Here is a 24158-nt window from a genome sequence, read left to right as displayed (position 1 = left end):
TCGCCAGTCAGCGGGCCGGCAACCGGATCAGCACGACATCGTCGTCGGGCGTGCGGCAGGCGACGGACCCGCCGTCCAGCTCGCAGCCGCCGATGACGTCGCCGACGGTGGCGAACGGCACCGGGTCCCCGCCGGTCGACCAGGCGAGCAGCGTCGAGTCGTCGCCGGACACACCGGAGACGAGGCCCAGCAGCAGCCGCGGGCCGGCCACGCCGAGCACCGCCCAGTCCGAGCGGTCGCCGAGCGCGACGCCGGTCGCCGGGTCGAGCAGCGACGCGCCCGCGCCGGACAGCAGCCCGCCCGGCACCTCGGTCAGCGGCGGGCGGCCCGGGACCGTCCACAGTGGGGTGCCGGTCGCCGGGTCGAGGACCACCGTGCGGCGGCCGACGACGCAGAGCGCCCGGCCGCAGGGGCGCACGGCGAAGTGGTCGGTGCGCTCGGCCGGCAGCGGCACGGTCCAGCGCGCCGCGAAGCCGGACCGCCGGTCGTACGCCGCGAGCGTGGTCGCGGACACCACCACGAGCAGGTCGCCGGCCGCCTCGACGAGGTCCTCGGACCCGGCCGTGACCCCGGTAGCCGCGCGAGCCCCGGTCGCGAAGTCCACCACGCCCACCGTGCCGCGCTTGTCGAGCAGCGCCGCCCAGCCGGCGCCCGCCTCGGCGCTGTCGACGGCGACGCGCGTGCCCGGCTCCACCGTGGTCTCCCACAGCGTGCGGCCGGCGCCGTCGATCGCCAGCCAGCGCAGCGTCCCGCCGGTCGGGGTGCCGGCGGTGAGCGCGGTGCAGCCGTCGGACCACAGGCTGCGCAGCACGACCGTGCCGGAGACGCCGGGCGCGGTGCGGACCGGCACGCCGGTCGAGCGCCAGCGCTCAGAGCCGGTGCGCAGGTCGAGCCCGACGGTCGTGCCGGTGACCCCGGACCGGCACAGGTCGGGCGAGAACACGACGAGGTCGCCGGCAACGCTCGCGTAGGACAGCGTGGCCAGGTCGGGCGCCGTGTACGTCCAGCGGGCCTCGCCGTCGCGCGCGTCGAACGCCTGCACCGGCGTCGGGGTGCGGTGGCTCTCCAGCACGAACAGCGCGCCGCCGGCCAGGTGGAACTCCCCGCCGCGCAGCGGCTGCCGGGTCACCTCGTGCGGGGGTTCGGGCAGCGGTACCGCCGACACCAGCGACAGCAGCAGCGCCACCACCCCGAAGAGTCCCCAGCCGCGGGACAGGCCGGAAGGGCGCTGGTCGGCGTCGATCGCCCAGCGGTCGTCGATCACACCCAGGTCGATGGTGACCGTGCTCACCGGCACGGTTCCATTGTGCTAAGCCGCGGGCTCCGGCGGCAGTCTCCAGACGGACAGCCGCCCGACCACGACGCAGGCGAGGCTCCCCTCGGTGACCGTGCACTCCGGGGCGCCGTACCACTCGCCCGGCCGCCCGAAGACGGTGACCCTGCCGGTCGCCGGCTCGACGGTGGCGAGCAGCGCACTGTAGGAGCCGGTCGAGCGCCAGGCGACCAGCCGGTCCCCGTCGGACGCCAGCGCCCGCCAGCCCTCGATCGAGCGCTCGACCCGGCCGGTGTCCGGGTCCACGACCCTGATCTCCGGATGCTCGGCCGACGGCTGCTCGAAGCTCGCCAGGAGCAGGCTGTGGCCGGCGTACCCCCGGAAGTTGGCATACCGGTCGAGGTGCCACAGCAGCCGCCCGGTGCCGGCCTCGAACATGTCGAGCCCCGTCTCGTCGCCGGCGCAGAGCCGCTGCGGCCCGCAGGCGAACAGCCAGTTGAACTGGTCGCCCGCCCAGTGCCAGCGCCGCTCGCCGCTGGCCCGGTCGAACACGTCGGCCCCGCGCTGCCCGGCGAGGTTCACGACCACCTGCTCCCCGTGGGTCGCGTAGGACGAGAGCGTGCCGGCGAAGCGCAGCTGCCGGGTCTCGGTCACGGCCCCGGTCGCGAGGTCCCGCCGGCGCAGCTCCCCGGACGGGTCGAGCTCGGTGAACCCGTCCAGCCGATAGCCGGTCCCGGTCCAGCTGGCCTCGGCGAGGGAGCCGGGCGGCACGTCCACGGTCCAGGCCACCCCGCCGGTGCGCTCGTCCAGACCCTGGTACCGCTGCGCCCGCGGCACCGGCGTGGGGTTGACCGTCGGATCCTGGCTGGGGTCGTACGGCAACGGCGGGAAGCCCCTGGTCGCGGCGAGGTCCGCGACCACCATGAGGCCGCCGTAACGCCCCATCACCTGCACGTAGCCGCGCTGCCAGCGGCGGGCGCCGGTGGCCGCGTCGAGCACGGTGACGGTGGTGGCCGGGCCGCTACCGCTCTCCTCCCAGGTCGTGTTCAGCACGACCACGTCCGCGTCGACGTAGGTGAAGTGCTGGCTGGGCTCGATCGGGACGGTCCACAGCTCGGCGCCGTCGCGCAGCCGGTACGCCGTCAGGCGCGTGTTGCCGCCCACCGACCCGAACCGCCCGGCGAACACCCGCCCGGCGGCACCGTCGACGCTCAGCACGTTGTGCTCGACCTCGAAGGCCGGGGTCGCGCGCGCCTGCGGTACCGCCGCCGAGAACGCGGCCAGGGAAACCAGGACCACCAGCAGGACCAGGGGCCAGCGGCGCCGCTGCCGGGGCGGGGGCGGCGGCTCCCAGGGCGTGCTCAGGTCGAGCTCGATCATCATGGCAGCCGCCAGACGGTGAGGCCGCCGACGGCGACGCAGGCGAGGGTGTCGCCCTCGGCGACGCACTCCGGCCGGCCGAACCAGTCCTGCGGCCGCCCGAACACCTGGACCCGGCCGGTCGCCGGGTCGAGCCGGGCGAGGACCGCCTCGCGCTGGCCGACGGGCTTCCAGACGAGGACCCCGGCGCCGGACGGCTGGATCGCGAACCACCCTTCGAGCACGGTGGTGGGCCGGCCGGTCCGCGTGTCGACGGCGGCGATCGGCCCGGGCGCGAGGTCGGGCGGCTCCCAGACCGTCATGATCATCGCGTGCTCGGTCAGCCCGAGGATGCTGTTGTACTGCTGGACGCGCCACCGCGTCTGCCCGGTCCGCTGATCGACGGCGGTGGTGCCGTCCTGGTCCTGCACGCAGTACAGGCCGGGCGCGCACGTGCCGAGCCCGCCGAAGTGGCCCAGGTCCTGCCAGTGCCACAGCCGCCGGCCGGACACGCGGTCGTACACGTCGCCGCCCACCGCACCGACGGGGTACACGACGACCTCCCCGCCGCTGACGTCGAACCACGACGCCGCCCCCGACCAGTCGAGCCGGTCGGTCTTCGTGACGGTGCCGTCGCGCGGGTCGCGCTGCCGCAGCTCGCCGGCCGGCGTCAGCTCGGCCATCGACCGCAGGACCTCCCAGCTGCCGCCGAACTCGAACGACAGCAGGTTGCCCTTCGGCACGTCGATCCGCCAGGCCGGCGCACCGGTCCGCTCGTCGAGCGCCAGGAGATGCTGCTCGCGCTGCTCGGGCGGCTGGTTGCGGATCCCGCCGCCGTCGTCCGCCAACTCCGTGACGACGACGGTCCGCGCGTCCCGCGTCCCGCCGGTCACTTCCTCGATCAGCACGCGGCCGCCGAACCGCCCGAGCACCCGCACGGCGGTCCGCTGCCACAGCCGCGCGCCGGTCGCGGCGTCGTGGACGGCGAGGTCGGTGACGCCGTCCTCGGGCGCGCCGCGCTCCTGCACCAGCACGACGACGCCGGCGGTGACGCTGCGGAGATACTCGTGCTGCTCCATGGGCAGGCTCCACAGCAGCCGCCCGGTGCGCGCGTCGAGCGCCTCGAGCTCCTGCCCGGCCCCGGCGGGCTTGTACCGCCCCGCGAACACCCGCCCGCCGGCGAGGTGCACCCCGGTGACCTGGTAGTCGAGCGCGAACACGGGCGTGTCGGCCCGGGCCGGCCCGGCGGCGGTGAGCACCCCGGCGGCCACCACGGCGACGATCCCCGCTCCGGCGACCCGCCGCGCCCGCCGCCGGTTGGGCGGCGGGCCGGCGCTCTCGCCCGGCTCCCACGGCGCGGTGAGATCCAGCTCGATCATCGGCTCAGGCACGCGCGGCTCCCCTTCTGCCCGGCTGCTGCACAGAGAAGAGTCCCACGCGACCCCGCCGGTTGCGGCCTCCCCGGGCCTCAGCGGCGCCGCTTCAGGGTGCGCTCGTAGTCCTGGAACCTGGCGGTGTTGCGCGCGGCGAACTCGGTCACCCACTCATCATCGCCGCGCGGGCAAGCCCAAACAAAAATGCCGCGACGTCGCACCGGAGCGTTGCTACCTTCGATCTCGCACCGCCCGGTGCGCAGCCCGCGGATACTTCATTCTGTAAAAATGGCCACCGCGGGCGCCTCGAACTCGGGTCGGTGCCCGACAACGTGACGGGTCGAGGCGTCCCGGTGCGCAGGCGCCGGTTACTTCGATTCGGGATCGAGAGGTCGCGGGTTCGAATCCCGCCGTCCCGTCTCCCCGGGACGTAGCTCAGCCTGGACAGAGCGCTAAACGTTCCGGCGCCGACAGGATCTCGGGGCGCTCCGTCCCGGCACGTTTTCGGGCGCCTTCCCAGGAATGGGAAACAATGGCGAAGCTCAATGTGAAGAAGGTCAAGGCGGCGCTCGGAAAGGGCCCGCTGAAGGGCTCTGCGCGCCCGGCCGGACGCACCTTCGAAGGGGGCGTCGGATACGGCCGCGACGCCAAGTCGGAGCTTTTCCTGCTGGCCGTGACGAACATGGTCGGCGAGCAGACGTTCTACGAAGCGGCCGGCGAGCGCGACGAACGGTTCGCGAGCCTGGTCCGCACCGTGGCCGTCGAGGACCCCGACTGGACCGCGCGGCTGCTGGGCTGGCTGCGCACCGGCGCGAACCTGCGCACGGCGTCGATCGTCGGCGCGGCCGAGTTCGTGCGCGGGCGCCTCGCGGCCGGCGCCACCGGGGACAACCGGGCCGTGGTTGCGAGCGTGCTGCAGCGGGCCGACGAGCCGGGGGAACTGCTCGCATACTGGATCTCGCGGCACGGGCGGGCGATCCCCAAGCCGGTCAAGCGTGGCGTCGCCGACGCCGTCCGGCGGCTGTACACCGAGCGAAACCTGCTGAAGTACGACACGGCCAGCCACGCCTTCCGGTTCGGCGACGTGGTCGACCTGACCCACCCGGTGCCGGCCGCGCCCTGGCAGGGCGACCTGTTCGCCTACGCGCTGGGTCGCCGGCACCGGCGAGAGGACCTGCCGGTCCCGGCCTCGCTCGGCATGCTCGCCGCGAACGAGCGGCTGCGGGCCGACGGCGCCGCGGTGCTGCTCGACTCGGAGCGGCTCGCGCGGGCGGGCATGACCTGGGAGGACGCGCTGTCCATGGCGGGCCCCGGGGTGGACAAGGCGGCCCTGTGGACCGCCCTGATCCCGTCGATGGGCTACATGGCGCTGCTGCGCAACCTGCGCAACTTCGACGAGGCCGGCGTGCCCGACGGGGTCGCGGCGGGGGTCGCGGCGCGGCTGGCCGACCCGGACGAGGTGGCCCGGTCGAGGCAGCTGCCGATGCGGTTCCTGTCGGCCTACCGGGCGGCGCCGTCGCTGCGGTGGGCGCAGGCGCTGGAGACGGCGCTCACGCTGAGCCTGCGCAACGTGCCGGAGCTGAGCGGGCGGACGCTGATCCTCATCGACACGTCCGGCTCGATGAACTCGGGCTTCTCCCGCGACGGCACGCTGCGGCGGTGGGACGCGGCGGTCGTGTTCGGCATCGCGCTCGCGTCGCGCTGCGCGTCGGCGACGATCGTGTCGTTCTCCGGCCACACCACGGAGTTCCGGCTCCGCAAGGGCGAGTCGGTGCTGCGGGCGATCGAGCGGTTCCGGGCGGAAGGCCACTTCCACAACGGCGGCACGGCGACGGCCAAGGCGGTGCGGGAGCGCTACGCCCACCACGACCGGGTCGTGATCCTCACCGACGAGCAGGCGTCCTTCGACACGTCGGTGGATTCGGCGGTACCGGGGGTCGTGCCGATCTTCACCTGGAACCTGGCGGGCTACCGGCTCGGCCACACGCCGCTCAAGATGGGCCGCTGGACGTTCGGCGGCCTGACCGACGCCGGCTTCGCGATGATCCCGCTGCTGGAGTCGGGCCGGGACGGACAGTGGCCGTTCTGAGGAACCGAGCGCGGCGGCCGGGCGGGAGGCTCGCCTGAAGGCTGACAGTAGACTCCCCCTGTCGTTTCACAGGCAGGGGGAGTCATGGCAACGCTGCGCGAGCGGCTCGCCGACGGGGTGCCGCTGGTCGCGGTGAGCTTCGGCGACGACGACGCCGAGGGTGACGCCGCCCGGGTCCGGGACCTCGGGGTGGACGTCGCCGAGCTGCGCGTGGACTGGTTCTCCTCGTTCGACCCGGCGCACGTCGTCGACCGGGTCCGGGCGTTCCGCGGCGTGCCGACGCTGGCCACCGTCCGGTCGAAGACCGAGGGTGGGCACTGGCCGGGCGACGAGGCCGAGCGCCTGCGGCTCTACGAGGCGCTGCTGCCCGAGGTCGACGCGGTGGACGTGGAGCTCTCGGCGACGGAGGTGCTGCCGGGGGTCGTCGCCGCCGCGCGGTCGCTGGACAGGCTCGTCGTCGTCTCGCACCACGACTTCGTCGCCACGCCGCCGGCCGACCGGCTCGCCGAGATCGTCGAGGGGGCGCGGGCGGCGGGCGCCGATCTGGTGAAGATCAGCACGATGGCGCACGGTCCCGACGACGTGCGGGCGCTGTCGGCGCTGCTGCTGCGGTACGACTCGATCCCCATGATCGTCATCGGCATGGGCGGCGACGGGGCGGCGTCCAGGGTCTTCTTCCCGCTGCTCGGGTCCCGGATCACGTATTCGGCGATCGGCGGCCACCCGGCGCCCGGCCAGCTTCCTTTCGCGGAGACGGTGGCGCTGCTGGAGCGGTTCTCGCCGGCCTTCGCCGCCCGGCGCGCCTCATGACCGGTTCCGGAGCGAAGCGGAGGAGGCCGGTCATCATCGGCTCAGTGTGGAAGGCATGCGGCCGGAGCGAAGCGGAGGAGGCCGGTCATCATCGGCTCAGTGTGGAAGGCATGCGGCCGGAGCGAAGCGGAGGACGCATGACCGCGACGAAGGATCCGTGGCGGGCCGTTCGCAAGTCGGTCGCGCAGGCGGTGGTGCTGTTCACGGCCGTCTTCGTGTTCGGGCTCGGCCGGGCGGCGCTCGGCATCGGACACTCCGGCGAGGTCGAGCGCAGCACCGCGGCCTGGACCGTCTGGTCGGTCGGCGTGGCGCTGATGGTGGCCGGCTCGGTCGTCGCGGTGCAGTACCTGCGCGGCAAGGCCGGCATCCGGTGGTGCGTGACGCTGTGGGTGACCGGGCTCGTGCTGACGCTCATCTACTCCTCGATGATCGACCCACCGCCTGTTCAGGGATGATGCGTGTGGGCCTTATCGTCGTAGGTCGTGCCGTGAGGCGCTGACCGCGATACGGAGGAACCATGACGCAGCCCCCGCCCGGGCCCGGCGAACCGCAGCCGTACCCCGTCTACTACCAGGCCGCGCCCACCGGCGGATACGCCGTGCCGGTCTTCGGGCAGCAGGCCGGGTACGACCCGCTGATCAGCCCGAACTACGGCGGTTGGTGGCAGCGGACCATCGCGATCCTCAAGACGGCCTGGAAACCGCTCGCGACCCTGCAGGCGGTCGGGGTCGTGGTGACGATCCTGGTCTCGGTGCCGCAGGCGCTGTACCTCGTGTACCTGCAGAGTCAACTGCCGCAGACCACCGGCACGACGACGACCACGGAGATCGACTTCGGCCCCATGCTCGGGGTGCTCGGCCTGAGCGTGCTCGGCGTCTTCGTGAACCTGCTGGTCCAGTTCGCGATCGTGATCGCCAGCAACCACATCGCCGTCTCGGTCGCCTCCGGCTACCAGCCGCAGATCGGCCGCTCGCTCGCGATGGCGGGCAAGCGGGTCTTCCCGCTCATCGGCTGGCAGCTGCTGGCCGGCCTCATCACGATCGTCGGCTTCTGCGCCTGCATCCTGCCCGGCATCTACATGATCGCGGTGTTCCTGGTGCTGCCGGTGGTGGTGACGTTCGAGCGCACCAACGTGATCAGCCGGTGCTTCCAGCTGTTCCACGGCGACCTGGGCTCCTCGATCGCCCGCGTGGCGACGGTGTGGGGCATCGGCATCGGCGTCGCGATCGTCGCGGGCATCATCGCCCAGGTGATCCAGCTCGGCTTCGGTGGCGTGGAGTCGCTCTCGACCACCAACTTCGAGACCAGGGGCCCGGTGCTGACCGGCGCGCTCACGGTCGGCATCATCATCGGCACCGTCATCTCGGCGCTGCTCTCGGCGGCCGGCTCGGTGCTGACCGCCCCGCTGACCCTGACCGCGTACGCGGACATGCGCAGCCGCATCGAGCCCGGGCTGAGCACGGCACGGCTGGCGAGCGAGATCGAACTGGCGCCGGCCGCGTCGCCGGAGTGGGGCGCCCCGCCCGCTTGATGGGTTGATACTGCATGAATGGGACATAGCCGCCGGAGCGTGCTGGCGGGCCTGGCGCTGCTGGGCCTGCCGGCCGGCTCGGCCTGCTCCGACGGCGAGCCGGCCCCCGGCGCGACCGACACCCGCGTGGAGGTCTTCTCGTGGTGGGCGGGACCCGGCGAGAAGGAGGGGCTGGAGGCCCTCGTCGCCGATTTTCGCCGGCAGTACCCCGGGGTCGACTTCGACAACGCGGCCGTCGCCGGCGGGGCCGGGACCGTCGCCCGCTCGGTGCTGGCGACGCGGTTGCAGAACGACGACCCGCCGGACTCGTACCAGATCCACGCCGGCCAGGAGCTCGCCGCCGACATCGCGGCCGGGTACGTGGAGGATCTGCGGTACCTCTACGACCAGCAGGGCTGGCGCGCCAAGCTCCCGGCGGGCCTGGTCGAGGCGATCACGTTCGACGGGGCGATCTACTCGGTGCCGGTGAACATCCACCGCTCCAACCTGCTGTGGTACCGGCCGGAGACGCTCGCCGGGCTGGGCCTGACCCCACCGGCGACCTGGGCGGAGTTCCTGGCCCAGGCGGACGGGCTGCGGTCGCGGAACCTGACCCCGCTGTCCATCGGTCCCCTCTGGACGCAGAAGCACCTGCTGGAGAACGTGCTGCTCGGCGCCCTCGGCCCGGACGGGTACACCGGGCTGTGGAACGGCGGCACCGACTGGGGCGGCGGGCAGGTGCAGCAGGCGCTGCACCTGTTCACCGACGTGCTCACGCTCACCGACGCCGCGACCGCGGTCGGGGACTGGCAGGCCGCCGTCGACCACGTCGTGGCCGGTACCGCGGTGTACAACCTGATGGGCGACTGGGTGGACGCCTACCTGCGCACCAAGGGGCTCACGTTCACCACCGGCTACGGGGCGGTGGCCAGCCCGGGGTCGAGCCGCGTCTACAACTTCCTGTCCGACTCGTTCACCCTGCCGAAGGGCGCCCCGCACCGACCCGCGGCCGAGAAATGGCTGGTCACGTGCGGCTCGGTCAGCGGGCAGGACGCGTTCAACCCGCAGAAGGGGTCCGTTCCGGCACGCACGGACGCCGACTCGTCGAAGTACACCGGATATCTGGCGGCCGCGATGGCCGAGTGGGCGGACGAGGGGACCCGCGTGGTGGGCTCGATGACCCACGGGGTGGTCGTCGACAACACCTGGAGCACCGAGATCGACACCGCGTTGTCCCAGTTCACGCAGGACAAGGACGCCGCCCGGTTCGCCGCCGCCGCGGGTCGGCGACGGTGAGTGAGGAAGTGTGTGGAAGCGGTCAAGATTTGGTCCGCCCCGGATGCGCCCTCGCGGGGTCCCACTAGACTCGGCGGGCATGAGCGCAGAAGAGATCGAGGCCGCTTCCCTGCTGAGCACGGTCCGCGAGCCGGGTGATCTCCGCGGTCTGACCGCCGAGCAGCTCGACGTCCTGGCGGCGGAGATCCGCGACTTCCTGGTCGCCAAGGTCTCCCGCACGGGCGGCCACCTGGGCCCCAACCTCGGCGTCGTGGAGCTGACGCTCGCGCTGCACCGCGTGTTCGACTCGCCCAAGGACCGCATCCTGTTCGACACCGGCCACCAGGCCTACGTCCACAAGATCGTCACTGGCCGGCAGGACGGCTTCGACCTCCTCCGCCAGCGCGGGGGCCTCACCGGCTACCCGAGCCAGGCCGAGAGCGACCACGACCTCATCGAGAACTCGCACGCCTCGACCGCCCTGTCCTATGCCGACGGCCTGTCGAAGGCCTTCGCGCTGCGCGGCGAGCCGCGGCACGTCGTCGCGGTCGTCGGCGACGGCGCGCTCACCGGCGGCATGTGCTGGGAGGCGCTCAACAACATCGCCGCCGCGAAGAACCCGGTGGTGATCATCGTCAACGACAACGGCCGGTCCTACTCGCCCACCATCGGCGGCCTGGCCGACCACCTGTCCAACCTGCGGCTCAACCCGAGCTACGAGAAGGTGCTCGACCTCGTCAAGGACTCGCTGGGCCGCACGCCGCTCGTCGGCCCGCCGCTCTACGAGGTGCTCCACGCGGTCAAGAAGGGCATCAAGGACGCGGTCGCGCCGCAGGCGATGTTCGAGGACCTCGGGATCAAGTATGTCGGGCCGGTCGACGGCCACGACCGCGAGGCCGTCGAGTCGGCCCTGCGCAAGGCCAAGGGCTTCGGCGGCCCGGTCATCGTCCACGCGGTGACCCGCAAGGGCTTCGGCTACCGCCCGGCCGAGGAGGACGAGGCCGACTGCCTGCACGGCCCCAGCAGCGCCTTCGACATCGAGACGGGCAAGCCGCTCGCCCCGGCCGCCCTCAAGTGGACCGCGGTCTTCGCCGACGAGCTGGTCGCGATCGCCGACGAGCGCGCCGACGTCGTCGGCATCACGGCCGCCATGGCCGAGCCGACGGGCATCGCGAAGCTCATGAAGAAGTATCCCGAGCGCGCCTACGACGTGGGCATCGCCGAGCAGCACGCGGCCACCTCGGCCGCCGGCCTGGCGATCGGCGGCCTGCACCCGGTCGTGGCCGTCTACGCGACGTTCCTCAACCGCGCCTTCGACCAGGTCCTGCTCGACGTGGCCATGCACCGCCTCCCGGTCACCTTCGTCCTCGACCGCGCCGGCGTCACCGGCCCCGACGGCCCGTCGCACTACGGCATCTGGGACATGTCGGTCTTCGGCATCGTCCCCGGCCTGCGCCTGGCCGCCCCGCGCGACGCCCAGACCGTCCGCGAGGAGCTGCGCGAGGCCGTCGGCATCGAGGACGGCCCGACCATCCTCCGCTTCCCGACGGGCGCCGTCCCGGCCGACCTCCCGGCCCTCCGCCGCGTCGGCGGCGTCGACGGCCTCGGCGGCGTCGACGTCCTCGCCGAGCACGACCGCAAGGACGTCCTGCTGGTCAGCGTCGGCGCCTTCGCCCACCTGGCGGTCGACGCCGCGGCCCGGCTGGCCGAGCAGGGCTACGGCGTGACGGTCGTCGACCCGCGCTGGGTCCGCCCGGTGCCGGTCGAGCTGGTGGCCCTGGCCCGCGACCACCGCCTGGTCGTCACGGTCGAGGACGGCATCCGCACGGGCGGCGTCGGCGACGCGATCGCCAAGTCCCTGCGCGACGCCGACGTGTGGGTCCCGCTGCGCGACCTGGGCGTGCCGCAGGGCTGGCACCCGCACGGCTCCCGCAACGAGATCCTGGCCGACCTGGGCCTGACCGCGCAGGACGTGGCCCGCCAGGTGACCGAGTGGGTGAGCGGCCTCGACGACCAGCCCCTGTCGGTCCCGACGTCGGGCACCCGCACCCGAGCCACCCGCCGCTGACCGCCCCCCCCACTCCGGCCCCGGCCACGCGGCCGCGACCTCCCTCGGCCCGGCCACGCGGCCGCGACCTCCCTCGGCCCGGCCACGCGGCCGCGACCTCGCTCCATGATCAAGGGAAGAATCTGGCTGTCCTGGGGGCAGCCAAATCCTTCCCTTGATCATGAGCCGTCAGGACGGGAGGAGGAGGCCGATCGTCTCGAAGTGGTGGGTCATCGGGAAGCTGTCGAAGGCTCGCATCCTCGCCAAGCCGTAGCCGCGCTCCGCGAACGTGCGGACGTCGCGGGCGAAGGCGGCGGGGTCGCAGGCCACGTACGCCACCGCACGCGGGCTGCGCGCCGCGATCGACTCCACCACCGCCTTGCCGGCGCCGGAGCGCGGCGGGTCCAGGACGACCAGGTCCACCGCGCGCCAACGCGGGTTGGCCAGCACCGTCGCCACATCGCCCCGCGCGAAGCGGACGTTCGGCACCTCGCGCAGCGCCCGCTGGCCCGCCGACACCGCCCGCCGGTCGGACTCCACCACCGTCACCGGGCCGCTGTGGGGAGCGAGGACGGAGGCGAAGACGCCGGCGCCGCCGTACAGGTCCCAGACCCGGTCCGACGGGGTCGGGGCCAGCATCTCCAGGACCGTCTCCGTGAACACCGCCGCGGCCCGGGGGTGGACCTGCCAGAACGCGGTGGCGTCCAGGTGCCAGGTGTGGGCGCCCAGCGTCTCGCGGACCTTCGGGACCGCCGCGGCGACGCCGCCCGCCCGGGAGGCCCGGGGCACCACCGCCGTGTCACCCTCCGAGGAGACCACGGCCTCGACGGACGAGCCCGGGGGCCACGAGGCGGCCAGCACCGGCAGGGCCTGCACCGACGGGTGGGCGATGCGGCAGCGGTCGACCGGGAGCACCTCCGACGAGCGGTGCTTGTGGAAGCCGGGCCGCCCGTCGTCCCCGACGGCGTACTGGACCCGCGTCCGCCAGCCCAGCGGGCCGCCGGGGAGCGGCTCCACCGGTACCGTCGCGGAAATGCCGGCCAGGCGGGCCAACTGCTCCGTGAGGACCTGTTGCTTCAGCCGTCGCTGGGCGGCCGGGTCGGCGTGCTGCCAGTCGCAGCCGCCGCACGCGGACGGGCCGGCGAACGGGCAGGGTGGGATGACGCGGTCCGGTGACGGCAGCAGCACCTCCACCGCGTCAGCGCGCAGGAAGCCCTTGCGTTCGTCGGTCACGCGGGCCAGCACCCGCTCGCCGGGGAGCGCGTGGCGCACGAAGACCACCTGGCCCTCGTGGCGGGCGACGCAGTGCCCGCCGTGGGCGACCGGGCCCACCTCGAGCTCGATCAGTGTCACGACGACAGCGAGCGCGGGCCGCGCTTCGGGCCGCGGCTCAGCGTAGCGTCCATCTTGTCGATGTCGACGTCGTCGATGGAGCTCAGCTGCCACGGCACGCTGGTCACCATCACGCCGGGCTCGAACAGCAGGCGGCCCTTGAGGCGCAGCGCGCTCTGGTTGTGCAGGAGATGCTCCCACCAGCGGCCGACCACGTACTCCGGGATGAAGACGGTCACCACGTCCCGCGGCGCGTCACGGCGCTTCGAGCGCACGAAGTCGAGGATGGGGCGGTTGATCTCCCGGAACGGGCTGTCGATGACGGTCAGCGCCACCGGAATCCCGCGGCGCTCCCACTCTTCCTGCAGGTTGCGGGTGTCGTGGTCGTCGACGTTGACGGTCAGCGCGGTGAGGCTGTCGGGGCGGGTGGCCTGCGCGTAGGCGATGGCCCGCAGCGTCGGCCGGTGCACCTTGCTGACCAGCACGACCGCGTGGTTGCGGGCCGGCAGCACCGGCCGGTCCTCGGACGGGGTCAGCTCGCGCGCGACCGTGTCGTAGTGCTTCTTGATGCCGACCATCAGGAAATAGATCACGATCATCGCAATGATGGCGATATACGCACCCAGCAGGAACTTGGTGACGAGCACCACGATGAGCACGGCGCCGGTCAGCGTGAGGCCGATCATGTTGATCGTGCGCGACCGGATCATGCGGTTGCGGGTCTGCTTGTCCCGGACGGTGCGCAGCAGCCGGTTCCAGTGCCGGATCATGCCCGCCTGGGAGAGCGTGAACGAGACGAAGACGCCCACGATGTACAGCTGGATCAGCCGCGTGACCTCGCCGTTGAACCCGATGATCAGCACCATGGCGGCCAGTGCCAGCAGGATGATCCCGTTGGAGAAGGCCAGCCGGTCGCCGCGCGTGTGCAGCTGGCGGGGCAGGTAGCGATCCTGCGCGAGGATCGAGCCGAGCACCGGGAAGCCGTTGAACGCCGTGTTGGCGGCGAGGAACAGGATCAGCGCCGTGATGACCGCGACCACGTAAAGCATGATCGATCCGGCGCCGAACACCGTCTCGCCGAGCTGCGTGGTGACGGTCTTCTGCACGTAGTTCGACGGGCCGCCGACGATCTGGTCGGGGTTCTCCACGAACTGCAGGCCGGTCTTGCGGGCCAGCATGATGATGCCGAGCAGCATGGTGATCGAGATCGTGCCGAGCAGCAGCAGCGTGGTCGCCGCGTTCCTGCTCTTCGGCTCCTTGAAGGCCGGCACGCCGTTGGAGATGGCCTCGACGCCGGTGAGCGCCGCACAGCCGGAGGAGAAGGTCCGCAGGAGCAGGAACGCCATGGCGAGCCCGGTCATGTGACTCTCCTCGGCGTGGATGACCAGCCCGGCGCTCGGCGCGCGCAGGTCGTCGCCCAGGATGAAGATCTTGATGAAGCCGGTCGCGACCATGCCGATCATCACGATCATGAAACCGTAGGTCGGGACGGCGAAGGCCGCGCCGGACTCCCGGATGCCGCGGAGGTTCATCGCGGTCAGGATGGCGATCGCGATGATCGAGATGGCAACCTTGTGCGTGGCGACCCACGGCACGACCGAGCCCAGGTTGGCCACGCCCGAGGCGGTCGACACGGCCACGGTGAGCACGTAGTCGACGAGCAGCGCGCTCGCCACCGCGACACCGAAGCGCGGGCCCAGATTGACCGACGCCACCTCGTAGTCGCCGCCGCCCGACGGGTAGGCATGCACGTTCTGCCGATAGCTCGCGACCACTGTGAGCATCACCACAGCGACCGCGACGCCGATCCACGGCGAGATCAGAAAGGCCGAGGCGCCGGCGATCGACAGCGTCAGCAGGATCTCGTCCGGCGCGTACGCGACCGAGGAGAGCGCGTCGGACGCGAACACCGGCAGCGCGATGCGCTTGGGCAGCAGGGTGTGTTTCAGCCGGTCCGAGCGGAACGGACGGCCCACGAGCAGCCGCTTCATCAGGGAGGTGGGACTGGCCACGACGAATAAGCGTACGGGTCCCGACGCCTCCCGGTGCACCGGTCTCGCCCGCGCATGACATGCTCAACGCGAGTGTGGTTCGGACGGAGGCGGGGACGTGCACGTCGTGATCATGGGATGCGGCCGCGTGGGATCCACGCTGGCGCAGAGCCTGGAGCAGCGCGGGCATACGGTCGCGGTCGTCGACGTCAACGCCGACGCGTTCCGCCGGCTGGGGTCCGATTTCCACGGCACGACGGTCACCGGGGTCGGGTTCGACCGGGAGGTGCTGCTGCAGGCCGGCATCGAGCGGGCCGACGCGTTCGCCGCGGTGTCCTCCGGCGACAACTCGAACATCATCTCCGCCCGCGTGGCCCGCGAGACGTTCGGGGTCGAACGAGTCGTGGCACGCATCTACGACCCCAAGCGCGCCGAGGTGTACGAGCGGCTCGGCATACCGACCGTCGCCACCGTGCGGTGGACCGCCGACCGGATGCTGCGCCACCTGGTCCCCGAGGGCAACGTCGAGGTCTGGCGCGACCCGACCAGCACGGTCTCGATCGTCGAGGTGCCGATGCATCCGGACTGGATCGGGCACACCGTCAGCTCGCTGGAGCTGCGCAGCGGCGCCCGCGTGGCCTACCTCATGCGCTTCGGCCTGGCCATGCTGCCGACCGAGTCCACCGTGATCCAGGACGGCGACCTCGCCTTCATGTTGCTGACCGACGAGATGCTGGCACCCGTGACGAAGGTCACCGGCTCGGCGCCCGAAGGGGGACACTGAGACATGCGCATCGCCATCGCCGGTGCCGGCAACGTGGGCCGCTCCATCGCCAAGGAGCTGGTGGACAACGGCCACCAGGTCATGCTCATCGAGCGCGTCCCGCGCATGGTCCGCCCGGAGCGGGTCCCGCAGGCCGAGTGGATTCTGGCGGACGCCTGCGAGCTGTCCAGCCTCCAGGAGGCCGACCTCTCCTCCTGCGACGTCGTGGTCGCCGCCACGGGCGACGACAAGGTCAACCTGGTCGTGTCCCTGCTGGCGAAGACCGAGTTCGCCGTGCCGCGCGTGGTCGCCCGCATCAACCGGGCCGAGAACGAGTGGCTCTTCAACGAGCAGTGGGGCGTCGACGTCTCGGTCAGCAAGCCGCGCCTCATGGCGGCCCTGGTCGAGGAGGCGGTCTCGGTCGGCGACCTGGTCCGCCTGATGACGTTCCGCCAGTCCGAGGCCAACCTGGTGGAGATCACGCTGCCCGAGTCGGCGCCCTACGTCGGCCACCCGGTGCGCGACGTCCCCCTCCCCCACGACGCGGCCCTGGTCGCCATCCTGCGCGGCAAGCGCGTGCTGGTCCCGACCCCGGACGACCCACTGGAGGCCGGCGACGAGCTGATCTTCGTCGTGACCACCGAGGTGGAGGACTCCGTCCGCGCGGTGATCCTGGGCGCCGACAGCGTCGAGAAGACCCGCAACAAGCACGCCTGACCCGCGCGGCCGCTCGCTCCGCTCCCCCGCCCCACCGCCGGCTCCGCTCCCCCGTGCCCGCCCAACGGCCCACGCCAGCGGCCAGCCGTCAGCGCCACCCTCCCGCGCCCGCTCCACCGTCCCACGCCGCGCCCTCCCCACCGCCCCAACCGTTCCGCGCCGCGCACGGCCCACGGCCCACGGCCCACGGCAGCGCCGGGCCCACCGCCCCACGCCCGCTCCAGCGCCCCGCTCCACCCTCGCGCGAACTCCACCGGCGCCCGCGATCTTGGACTTGCGGTCCCGGATTTGTCGGCTTTTTCGGATAAGTCGGGGATCACAAGTCCAGGATCGCGGGCACGGACTCGCGGGCACCGGGCAGCGGGCAGCGGGCGCCAGGCAGCGGGCAGCGGGCGCCAGGCAGCAGCCAGCGGGCAGCGGGCGCCGGGCAGCGGGCTCGCGGGGCGCCGGGCAGCAGACAGCGAGCGCCGGGCGGCGGGCCTTGAGCGGGCCGCTGCCGGCGGCGGGGCCGGTGTTGGTCAGGCGGGCTTGGGCTCGGCCGCGCGGTACTCAGGCTCGGCCGGGTCGCTGCGCAGAATCCGCCGGGCCTGCCACACGGTCAGCGCGGCCAGCAGCGCATACGGCGGCCAGCCCAGGGCCAGCCGGGCCACACCCAGCCAGTCGTCGGCGTTCTCGGCCGTGTCGAGGTACAGGAGCACCTGCACGCCCAGCTTCGCCGCGTAGACGGCGGCCCACACGACGGTCAGCCAGGTGAAGGTGCGGCGCAGGCGGATGTTGTCGTACCAGCGCGTCGCGCCCTTGTCGAGCATGACCGACCACAGCCAGCCGACGAGCGGGCGGCCGAACGCGACCGAGCCGAGCATGCCCAGCACGTAGCCGGCGCTCAGGAACATGCCCGGCAGGTAGATGTCCTTGGCGTCGCCGCTCTTCCACGCGATGTACGCGCCGATGGCGATGCCGAACACGCCGTTGAAGGCGTGCCGGGTGGGCTCGCGGCGGCTCAGGCGGTAGGCCGCCATCGACAGCGCGGCGCCCACCGCGATGATCAGCGAGGTGCGCAGGGACCACCACTCGAAATGGTCGCCGAGGAAGTTCACCACGATGAACAGCGTGATCGGGATGCTGGACTCGACGAGCCCGCGCACCCCGCCCAACTGCTCGGACATCTGGACCGAGAAGGACGGGAGCGGCTCCTCCTCGGCCGGCGACGACGTGGTGGTCTTGTCAGCTGGCTGCATCCGGCCCCATTCGCAATCGGTGAGCTATCGAGGGGTGTCGAGCTCGTAGTACGGGTTGTAGAGCACCTTACGGCCGTCCCGGACCGCGATGCGCCCCTTCGCCGTGATCGCCCGCCCCGGCTCGATGCCGGCGATGTGCCGGCGCCCCAGCCACACCAGTGTGACCAGGTCACTGCCGTCGAACAGCTCGGCCTCCAGGGTCGGCAGGTTGGTGCGCGGCGTGTAGACCACCGTGCGCAGCCGTCCCTTGAGGCTCACCACCTGACCGCGCCGGCATGCCAGCGCCGGCATGCTGCCGCATTCCTTGGCGTCGCGCTGCAGCTCTTCCGCCTCGAGCTCGGAGTCGCTCGCGGTCAGCCGGCGGAAGAACTTCCGAAGCCCCCGCTGCTCGACCGCGCTCTCACTGTCCGTGGCCATGATGACGGTGCCACCCTCCTTGGCTGTCATGACACCCTCACTACGACGGTACGCGAGATCCGGCTATTTGCGACGGGGGCGGGGTGACGGCTTTCGGCGGGCGGCCCCGTCGCCGTTCACCGGCTCGCCGTCGGCCTGCTCCTCCGGGTCGGCCGACGCCTCGGCGACCTCCTTGGGCAGGTGCAGCGGGAGCGGCTCGCGGACCGGCATGGCCTCGTTGCCCCGATCGACGACCAGATTGCGCAGGCACTCGGTGAGGGCCGGGGCGACGGAGGGGTCGACCGCGGCGGCGCCCTGGTAGACGGCGCGGACCAGCCAGCGCGGGCCGTCGACGCCGACGAACCGGATGTCGGTCAGGCCGTCCGGCGTGCGGACCCGGGCGCGCAGCTCGGTGCCGTAGTCGCCCTCGGCCTCCTCGGCCGCGACGCCGTCGTTGAAGAGCTGCTTGCGGATCTCGGCGCGGACCTCGTCCCAGATGCCCTCGCTGCGCGGCGCGGCGAACACCCCGAGCTGCAGGGCGCTCTCGCCGGACACGAGCACGATCTGCTGGATCTTGCCCTCGTTGTCGGCCTGGACCCGGACCTCGACGTCCTCGACCGCCGGCACCTTCAGCGCGCCGAGGTCGAGCTGGGCGATGCCGGCCGGAGCCTCGGTGATGTCGTAGGGCCCCCCGGTGCGCACCGACTTGCCGCCCGCCGACGCCTCTTCGACCTCGTCGTCCTCGGTCAGGTCGAGGTCGGCCTCGGCGCGCGGGCGCGAGTCGCCCTTGGCGTGCCGTCCGCTCCCGCGATTGCGCGAGAAGATCACTGCTCTGCCTCCAAGTCCGCTGCCGCCGTCAGGCCGGCATGCCCGCCGGTGGACCCGTGGCCACCGGCCCCGCGCACAGTATCGGGAAGGTCCTCGACGACGTGGAAGTGTGCCCGCTCCACCCGTTGGATCACAAGCTGGGCAATCCGGTCACCGCGGCTGATCTTCGCCGTGGTCACCCGATCGTGATTCACAAGGTTCACCAGGATCTCACCGCGGTAGCCGGCGTCGACCGTCCCGGGCGCGTTGAGCACCGTGACCCCGAGCCGGGCCGCCAGGCCCGACCGCGGGTGAACCAGCCCCACGTAGCCCTCCGGCAGCGCGATCGCGACGCCGGTGCGCACGAGGGCCCGCTCGCCCGGCGGAAGTTCCACGTCCTCGGCCGCGACCAGGTCGGCGCCGGCGTCGCCCGGATGGGCGTACGACGGCAGCGGCAGATCGGGCACGAGCCGCTTGATGAGCACGTCCATCCGCATGGTCTCCATCCTGCCGGGTCGGCCGGGCGCCTGAACACGTACCCTCGCACACGTGGCACAGCCGAACCCGTACCGTGAGCGTCTCACCGTCGCCTGGTGGCTCTGGCTGCCCGCGGTGGCGATCGCCGTCACGCTGGCGGCCGAGGTCAAGCTGGGTGCGCCGGGCGCGGCGACCTGGATCGCCTACCTCGTGCTGCTGCCGCTGACCGTCGTGGGGCTGTGGCGGCTCGGCCGCATCCGCGTCGAGGTGTCCAACGGCGAGCTGCGGGTGGACGACGCGCACATCCCACTGCGGTACGTCGGCGAGGTGACGACCCTCACCCCCGACGAGAAGCGGGACCTCCTGGGGCCCTACGCGAATCCGGAGGCGTTCGTCGTGCAGCGGCCCTGGATCGGCGGCGCCGTGCGGGTGCAGGTGGTCGACGAGGCCGACCCCACGCCGTACTGGCTGATCAGCACCCGGCACCCGGAGGCCCTGCGATCAGCCCTCGATGACGCGCGGGTCCGCTGAGGCCTTCAGGTCCTTGCGGATGTCGGCGCCGAGCGCGAGCGTCGCCCGCCGGTTCAGGAAACCGCCGATGGCGGCACCGGTGAGGAGGGGACCCAGGCTGCTCAGATTGCGCCCGAAGCGCCTGAGGATCCGATCCCGCAGCTCCTTGCGCAGGGCGGTGCCCATCGCCGCGGCGACGCTGCCGCCGACGCGCATGGGGTTGACGCCGCGGCGCTGGGCCCAGGCCTGGATCAGCGCGACCGCGCGCTGGGTGCCCGTGCCCTGGACGGGCTGGCCGTAGACGGCGTGCAGCTCGCCGATGAGCTTCATCTCGACGGCGACGACCGCCACCGTCTCCGCGGCCAGCAGGACCGGGGCGGACATCAGCGTCGGCGTCACGGCCCATTCGACGGCCGCCACGCCGCCGCCGGCGGCGCCGATGCCCGCGGTCACCCGCGAGGCGTTGCGGATCAGGCGTTCGGCGAGCTGGTCGCCCTCCAGGCCGCCGTGGTGGGCCCGCAGGGTCTCCAGGTCGCGCACCTGGACGTGGGGTGCGACGCGCGTCACCGCGTCGGTGATCCAGTTGATCGCCTTCTTGGGCCGGAACAGGTCCTTGACGCCCCGCTCGCGCAGCTCGACGCGCATGATCCGGCCCAGCAGCCGCCGCCGCTCCGGGGCTTGCGTGTCCTCCTCCGTCAACCGGCTGACGGCGTTGGACAGCTCGGCCTCGGCGACCGGCTCGTTCTCGGCCGCCTCGTCGGCGGGGACCGACTGGACCATCGTCAACCTCCGGGGGGTACGGAACGTCGCCGTCTATGACTCAAGCACGGCTGCGCCACCTCCGCGTGATCAACTTCCGGATCACGCGCACTCGCGGCAGATCAGCTCCCCGTTCCGCTCGACCGCGAGCTGGCTGCGGTGGTGCACCAGGAAGCACCGCGAGCAGCGGAACTCGTCGGCCTGCATCGGCAGGACCTTGACCGTCATGTCCTCGTCAGCCAGGTCGGCGCCCGGCAGCTCGAAGTTCTCAGCGATTTCTGAGTCGTCGACGTCGACGATCGCGGACTGCGCATCGGTCCGGCGGGACTTCAGCTCCTCGAGGCTGTCCTCCCCGAGGTCGACCTCGTCGCGACGTGGCGCGTCGTAGTCGGTGGCCATCGGTGTTCACACTCCTGTTTCGTGTCGCCGGTAGGTATCGCGCCCGGTATAACGTCGATCGGGCGGCGTACCTTACCGCCCCTCGTGCGTTTGTTGTACGCCCACGCGCGGAAACTTGTTCCCAATGTGACCGAGGCGACACAACGATCTTTCCACGGCGCCGAACCAGCCCGCGCCGCGGCGATGCGACGATACCGCCACCCGCCCGCTTCCGTGGGGAGTCGTACCGCAACGCCGGGTAGGAACTTTGTGGTATCCCGGGTGGGGACTGCAACATCGATGGCCGGCAGGCGCTAACCTTCCCGGCAGCCAGAGCGTCTTACTGGTGACGGAGCAGCGGCAGGGCGGGGAGCAACCATGAGTTTTGCGCGGGTCAGGGCGCTCGCGGTGGTCGGCACCCTCGTCGTCGCCGCGGCCATCTTCGTGATCGTCGCCCTGGTCAAGGATCGGCAGAGCGGCCCCCAGGCGGCCGAGGGCTGTGCCGAGGGCGCCATCGTCGCCAACGCGAAGCTCCCCACGCCCGAAGAGGTGAAGCTCAACATCTACAACGCCACCGGGAAGCCCGGCCTGGCCGGCGACGTGTCGAAGGAGTTCCTCGCCCGCCGGTTCAAGGAGGCGAAGGTCCAGACGGCGGGGCCGAACCCGCCGGTGAACAAGCCCGGCGACGAGGTGGCCTTCATCCGCTACGGCCCGAAGACCGTCGGCGCCGCCTGGCTCATGCGGGCGTATTTCCTGAACCAGGCGGAGACGCAGTTCGACAAGGCGCGGCAGGACGACCAGGTCGACGTGATCATCGGCGGTCGCTTTCAGCAGCTGCCGACCACCACTGAGGTCAACCAGGCCATCGGCGCCCTGGGCAACCCGACGTTGCCCGAGGGCACCTGCGCAAGCGAATAGGTTTCACGGCCCGCCGGCCGCGTCCAGCTCGGCCAGGCGGTCGTGCAGTGGGCCGTGGAGGGCAGGCGGCGCCGCCACCACCATGGCCGGCCCGGGAGGTGCCCCGTTCAGCCCGGTGACGAGCACGCCGGCCTCCGCCGCCACCAGGCCACCGGCGGCATGGTCCCAGGCGTTGAGGCCCTTTTCGTAGTAGGCGTCGAGCGCGCCCTCCGCCACCAGGCAGAGGTCGATGGAGGCGGCACCGAACCGCCGCACGTCGCGCACGTGGCCGATCAGGCCGGCGAGCACCCGGGCCTGGTGCAGCCGCCGCTCGGCCGCGTAGCCGAAGCCGGTGCCGACCAGCGCCTGACCCAGGTCGGTCTCGCCGGAGCAGGTCAGCCGGCGGTCACCCGACCAGGCGCCGCCGCCCCGGACGGCCGTCCACTCCTTGCCGGTCGCCGCGTTGACCACGACCCCGGCGACCACCTGCCCGTCGACCTCGGCGGCCAGCGAGACCGCGTACTGCGGCAGGTCGTAGAGATAATTCACGGTGCCGTCGATCGGGTCCAGGATCCAGCGGACGCGGGAGCGCTCGGGGGTGGCCCCGAACTCCTCCCCTAGTACCGCGTCGTCCGGACGGGCGACGAGCAGCGCCTCGCGGACGTGCCGCTCGACCGCCCGGTCGGCGGCGGTGACCACATCGGTGGCGGTGGACTTGGTGGCGACGGCGTCGACGCCCCTGGCCCGCATCCCGGCCGCCAGGGCGGCGGCGGAGCGGGCGACGGAGACGGCGAGAGCCAACAGTTCGGCCGGCTGATCCATGGTCACCATCCTTACAAAGCCGCCCGAAACCCGATTCGTCCCATCCGTTCGGTCACAACAAGCGCGCCCGGGACCCACAAGGCGGGATGTTGGAGCGAGAGAGCGTTACAATTCACGCGCTGCCCGAGCGCTGGTGAATCCGCCTCTCATCGGAGACCCGGCACGCGGGCGCCACCACAAGCAACCCGGCCACTCAGCACGGCCGCGCCGTGCGCGAACTCGGCCGCATCGGCCGTCGCTCGCTCATCGCACCGGAAGGTCGTTCGTGACAGCAGCTCACCAGCCCAGCGTCGACGTACGCTCCCTCGCCGACACGCTGATCGCACGTGCGGCCGCCAACGGCGGCCACCTCACGTCGGCGGAGGTCGCGCAGGCGGTCGACACCGCAGACGTAACCCCCGCGCACGCGAAGAAGCTGCTCAGGAGCCTGGCCGAGGCGGGAGTAACCGTCGTGGTCGACGACTCGGCCAACGGCCGCCGCAGGGTTGCCGCCGCCCGGTCCGCCACCCCGGCTTCCAAGGCCGCCACAGCCAAGGCAGCACCGGTCGCCCGCAAGGCGCCGGCCAAGCCGCTGACAGCCGTCGAGTCCCCCCAGGATGAGATGGCGGTGAAGAAGGTCCCCGTGAAGAAGGCCGCGCCCGAGGCGCCCACCGCACCTGCCAAGAAGGCCGCACCGGCGAAGAAGGCCGCCGCGGCGAAGGCCGCACCGGCCAAGAAGGCCGCTCCGGCCAAGGCGGCGCCCGCCAAGAAGGCGTCGCCCGCCGAGGCCGCCGAGCCGGCCGCCCCGACCGCCGGTCCCGGCGAAGAGCCCGATCTTGAGGAGCTCGACGACGCCGCGCTGGTCGCCGAGATCGAGGACGTCGTCGTCGACGAGCCGGCCGAGGTCAAGGCGGCCGAGGCCGACGCCGAGGCGACCGCGACCGACGACGACTTCGCGTGGGACGACGACGAGTCCGAGGCGCTCAAGCAGGCCCGGCGCGATGCCGAGCTCACCGCGTCGGCGGACTCCGTCCGGGCCTACCTGAAACAGATCGGCAAGGTCCCGCTGCTCAACGCGGAGCAGGAGGTCGAGCTCGCCAAGCGGATCGAGGCCGGCCTCTACGCCGCGGAGCGGCTGCGGGCGGCCGAGGAGTCCGGCGAGCCGATGACGATGCCGGCGTCGCGCGACTTCATGTGGATCTCCCGCGACGGCGAGCGCGCCAAGAACCACCTGTTGGAGGCCAACCTCCGGCTGGTCGTCTCGCTCGCCAAGCGGTATACGGGGCGCGGCATGGCCTTCCTGGACCTCATCCAGGAGGGCAACCTGGGCCTGATCCGCGCGGTCGAGAAGTTCGA

Annotated in this window: 23 protein-coding genes and 1 tRNA gene; 12 read left to right on the top strand and 12 right to left on the bottom strand. The window is 72.4% G+C overall.

Annotated elements, in window-relative coordinates:
- Window positions 1-7: 7 nt before the first annotated feature.
- Genes IEZ31_RS44865 through IEZ31_RS44855 form a run of 3 tightly spaced genes read right to left on the bottom strand, consistent with a single transcriptional unit; the run spans window position 8 to window position 4023 of the window.
- Window positions 8-1297, bottom strand: coding sequence for an outer membrane protein assembly factor BamB family protein (locus IEZ31_RS44865; protein ID WP_190256259.1), 1290 nt, complete (start codon window positions 1295-1297; stop codon window positions 8-10).
- A gap of 12 nt (window positions 1298-1309) precedes the next feature.
- Window positions 1310-2656 (bottom strand): outer membrane protein assembly factor BamB family protein, encoded by a 1347-nt coding sequence (locus tag IEZ31_RS44860; RefSeq protein WP_190256258.1) that lies wholly within the window; start codon window positions 2654-2656, stop codon window positions 1310-1312.
- Window positions 2653-4023, bottom strand: coding sequence for an outer membrane protein assembly factor BamB family protein (locus IEZ31_RS44855; RefSeq protein ID WP_190256257.1), 1371 nt, complete (start codon window positions 4021-4023; stop codon window positions 2653-2655). The genes IEZ31_RS44860 and IEZ31_RS44855 overlap by 4 nt, the downstream gene beginning before the upstream one ends.
- A gap of 318 nt (window positions 4024-4341) precedes the next feature.
- Between IEZ31_RS44855 and IEZ31_RS44850 the strand changes: the two genes are divergently transcribed.
- The 7 genes from IEZ31_RS44850 (at window position 4342) to dxs (ending at window position 11757) form a co-directional block, all read left to right on the top strand.
- Window positions 4342-4424, top strand: a tRNA-Pro gene (locus tag IEZ31_RS44850).
- Between the two features lie 113 nt (window positions 4425-4537).
- Entirely contained in the window at window positions 4538-6094 is a 1557-nt protein-coding gene (locus IEZ31_RS44845) for a TROVE domain-containing protein (RefSeq protein ID WP_190256256.1), read from the top strand.
- Window positions 6095-6178: 84 nt separating this feature from the next.
- Window positions 6179-6904 (top strand): type I 3-dehydroquinate dehydratase, encoded by a 726-nt coding sequence (aroD, locus tag IEZ31_RS44840; RefSeq protein WP_190256255.1) that lies wholly within the window; start codon window positions 6179-6181, stop codon window positions 6902-6904.
- Between the two features lie 137 nt (window positions 6905-7041).
- Window positions 7042-7359, top strand: coding sequence for a hypothetical protein (locus IEZ31_RS44835; protein ID WP_190256254.1), 318 nt, complete (start codon window positions 7042-7044; stop codon window positions 7357-7359).
- A gap of 62 nt (window positions 7360-7421) precedes the next feature.
- Window positions 7422-8435: a hypothetical protein gene (locus IEZ31_RS44830; protein ID WP_190256253.1), complete on the top strand. Its 1014-nt coding sequence runs from the start codon at window positions 7422-7424 to the stop codon at window positions 8433-8435.
- An 18-nt stretch (window positions 8436-8453) separates the two neighbouring features.
- Window positions 8454-9710: an ABC transporter substrate-binding protein gene (locus IEZ31_RS44825; RefSeq protein ID WP_190256252.1), complete on the top strand. Its 1257-nt coding sequence runs from the start codon at window positions 8454-8456 to the stop codon at window positions 9708-9710.
- 79 nt (window positions 9711-9789) lie between these two features.
- Window positions 9790-11757: a 1-deoxy-D-xylulose-5-phosphate synthase gene (gene dxs, locus IEZ31_RS44820; RefSeq protein ID WP_190256251.1), complete on the top strand. Its 1968-nt coding sequence runs from the start codon at window positions 9790-9792 to the stop codon at window positions 11755-11757.
- Window positions 11758-11925: 168 nt separating this feature from the next.
- Here the strand turns inward: dxs and IEZ31_RS44815 are convergent, their stop codons facing one another.
- Together IEZ31_RS44815 and IEZ31_RS44810 are read right to left on the bottom strand one after the other, a co-directional pair.
- Window positions 11926-13089, bottom strand: a complete 1164-nt coding sequence (locus IEZ31_RS44815; protein WP_229836815.1) for a class I SAM-dependent RNA methyltransferase — start codon at window positions 13087-13089, stop codon at window positions 11926-11928.
- On the bottom strand, window positions 13086-15080 hold the full coding sequence (locus tag IEZ31_RS44810; protein WP_194517325.1) for an APC family permease: 1995 nt from the start codon (window positions 15078-15080) through the stop codon (window positions 13086-13088). The genes IEZ31_RS44815 and IEZ31_RS44810 overlap by 4 nt, the downstream gene beginning before the upstream one ends.
- Window positions 15081-15177: 97 nt before the next feature.
- Between IEZ31_RS44810 and IEZ31_RS44805 the strand changes: the two genes are divergently transcribed.
- Together IEZ31_RS44805 and IEZ31_RS44800 are read left to right on the top strand one after the other, a co-directional pair.
- Window positions 15178-15843: a potassium channel family protein gene (locus tag IEZ31_RS44805; RefSeq protein ID WP_190256250.1), complete on the top strand. Its 666-nt coding sequence runs from the start codon at window positions 15178-15180 to the stop codon at window positions 15841-15843.
- Window positions 15844-15846: 3 nt separating this feature from the next.
- Window positions 15847-16539 (top strand): potassium channel family protein, encoded by a 693-nt coding sequence (locus tag IEZ31_RS44800; RefSeq protein WP_190256249.1) that lies wholly within the window; start codon window positions 15847-15849, stop codon window positions 16537-16539.
- 518 nt (window positions 16540-17057) lie between these two features.
- On the opposite strand, the gene IEZ31_RS44795 is transcribed toward IEZ31_RS44800, so the two are convergent.
- From IEZ31_RS44795 to dut, 4 genes are all read right to left on the bottom strand, one after another.
- Window positions 17058-17777 (bottom strand): DUF3159 domain-containing protein, encoded by a 720-nt coding sequence (locus IEZ31_RS44795; protein WP_190256248.1) that lies wholly within the window; start codon window positions 17775-17777, stop codon window positions 17058-17060.
- Window positions 17778-17801: 24 nt separating this feature from the next.
- Window positions 17802-18194, bottom strand: coding sequence for an OB-fold nucleic acid binding domain-containing protein (locus IEZ31_RS44790; protein WP_190256290.1), 393 nt, complete (start codon window positions 18192-18194; stop codon window positions 17802-17804).
- Window positions 18195-18257: 63 nt separating this feature from the next.
- On the bottom strand, window positions 18258-19001 hold the full coding sequence (locus IEZ31_RS44785) for a DUF3710 domain-containing protein (RefSeq protein WP_190256247.1): 744 nt from the start codon (window positions 18999-19001) through the stop codon (window positions 18258-18260).
- Window positions 18998-19477, bottom strand: a complete 480-nt coding sequence (gene dut / locus IEZ31_RS44780) for a dUTP diphosphatase (RefSeq protein WP_373294790.1) — start codon at window positions 19475-19477, stop codon at window positions 18998-19000. Before dut ends, IEZ31_RS44785 begins: the two co-directional genes overlap by 4 nt.
- 52 nt (window positions 19478-19529) lie before the next feature.
- Here dut and IEZ31_RS44775 point away from each other — a divergent pair, with 52 nt between their 5' ends.
- Window positions 19530-19988 carry a DUF3093 domain-containing protein gene (locus IEZ31_RS44775; RefSeq protein ID WP_190256246.1) on the top strand — a complete coding sequence of 153 codons (459 nt, stop codon included), beginning with the start codon at window positions 19530-19532 and terminating at the stop codon, window positions 19986-19988.
- Here IEZ31_RS44775 and IEZ31_RS44770 read toward each other — a convergent pair.
- Window positions 19959-20747 carry a hypothetical protein gene (locus IEZ31_RS44770; RefSeq protein ID WP_190256245.1) on the bottom strand — a complete coding sequence of 263 codons (789 nt, stop codon included), beginning with the start codon at window positions 20745-20747 and terminating at the stop codon, window positions 19959-19961. The two genes, IEZ31_RS44775 and IEZ31_RS44770, sit on opposite strands and share 30 nt — an antisense overlap.
- A gap of 81 nt (window positions 20748-20828) precedes the next feature.
- Window positions 20829-21125 (bottom strand): DUF4193 domain-containing protein, encoded by a 297-nt coding sequence (locus tag IEZ31_RS44765; RefSeq protein ID WP_190256244.1) that lies wholly within the window; start codon window positions 21123-21125, stop codon window positions 20829-20831.
- 357 nt (window positions 21126-21482) lie between these two features.
- Here IEZ31_RS44765 and IEZ31_RS44760 point away from each other — a divergent pair, with 357 nt between their 5' ends.
- A complete protein-coding gene (locus tag IEZ31_RS44760) occupies window positions 21483-22022 on the top strand; it encodes a LytR C-terminal domain-containing protein (RefSeq protein WP_190256243.1) in 540 nt (179 codons plus the stop codon).
- Window positions 22023-22025: 3 nt separating this feature from the next.
- On the opposite strand, the gene IEZ31_RS44755 is transcribed toward IEZ31_RS44760, so the two are convergent.
- A complete protein-coding gene (locus IEZ31_RS44755) occupies window positions 22026-22832 on the bottom strand; it encodes an inositol monophosphatase family protein (protein WP_190256242.1) in 807 nt (268 codons plus the stop codon).
- 256 nt (window positions 22833-23088) lie between these two features.
- Here IEZ31_RS44755 and IEZ31_RS44750 point away from each other — a divergent pair.
- Window positions 23089-24158: sigma-70 factor domain-containing protein (locus IEZ31_RS44750; protein ID WP_268241749.1), on the top strand; the 1070-nt coding region annotated here is incomplete at its 3' end.

This window comes from Dactylosporangium sucinum, from assembly GCF_014647515.1.
GTDB lineage: Bacteria > Actinomycetota > Actinomycetes > Mycobacteriales > Micromonosporaceae > Dactylosporangium > Dactylosporangium sucinum.
Note: the sequence above shows the minus strand (reverse complement) of the source record. Positions and strands in the feature narration are given on the sequence as shown.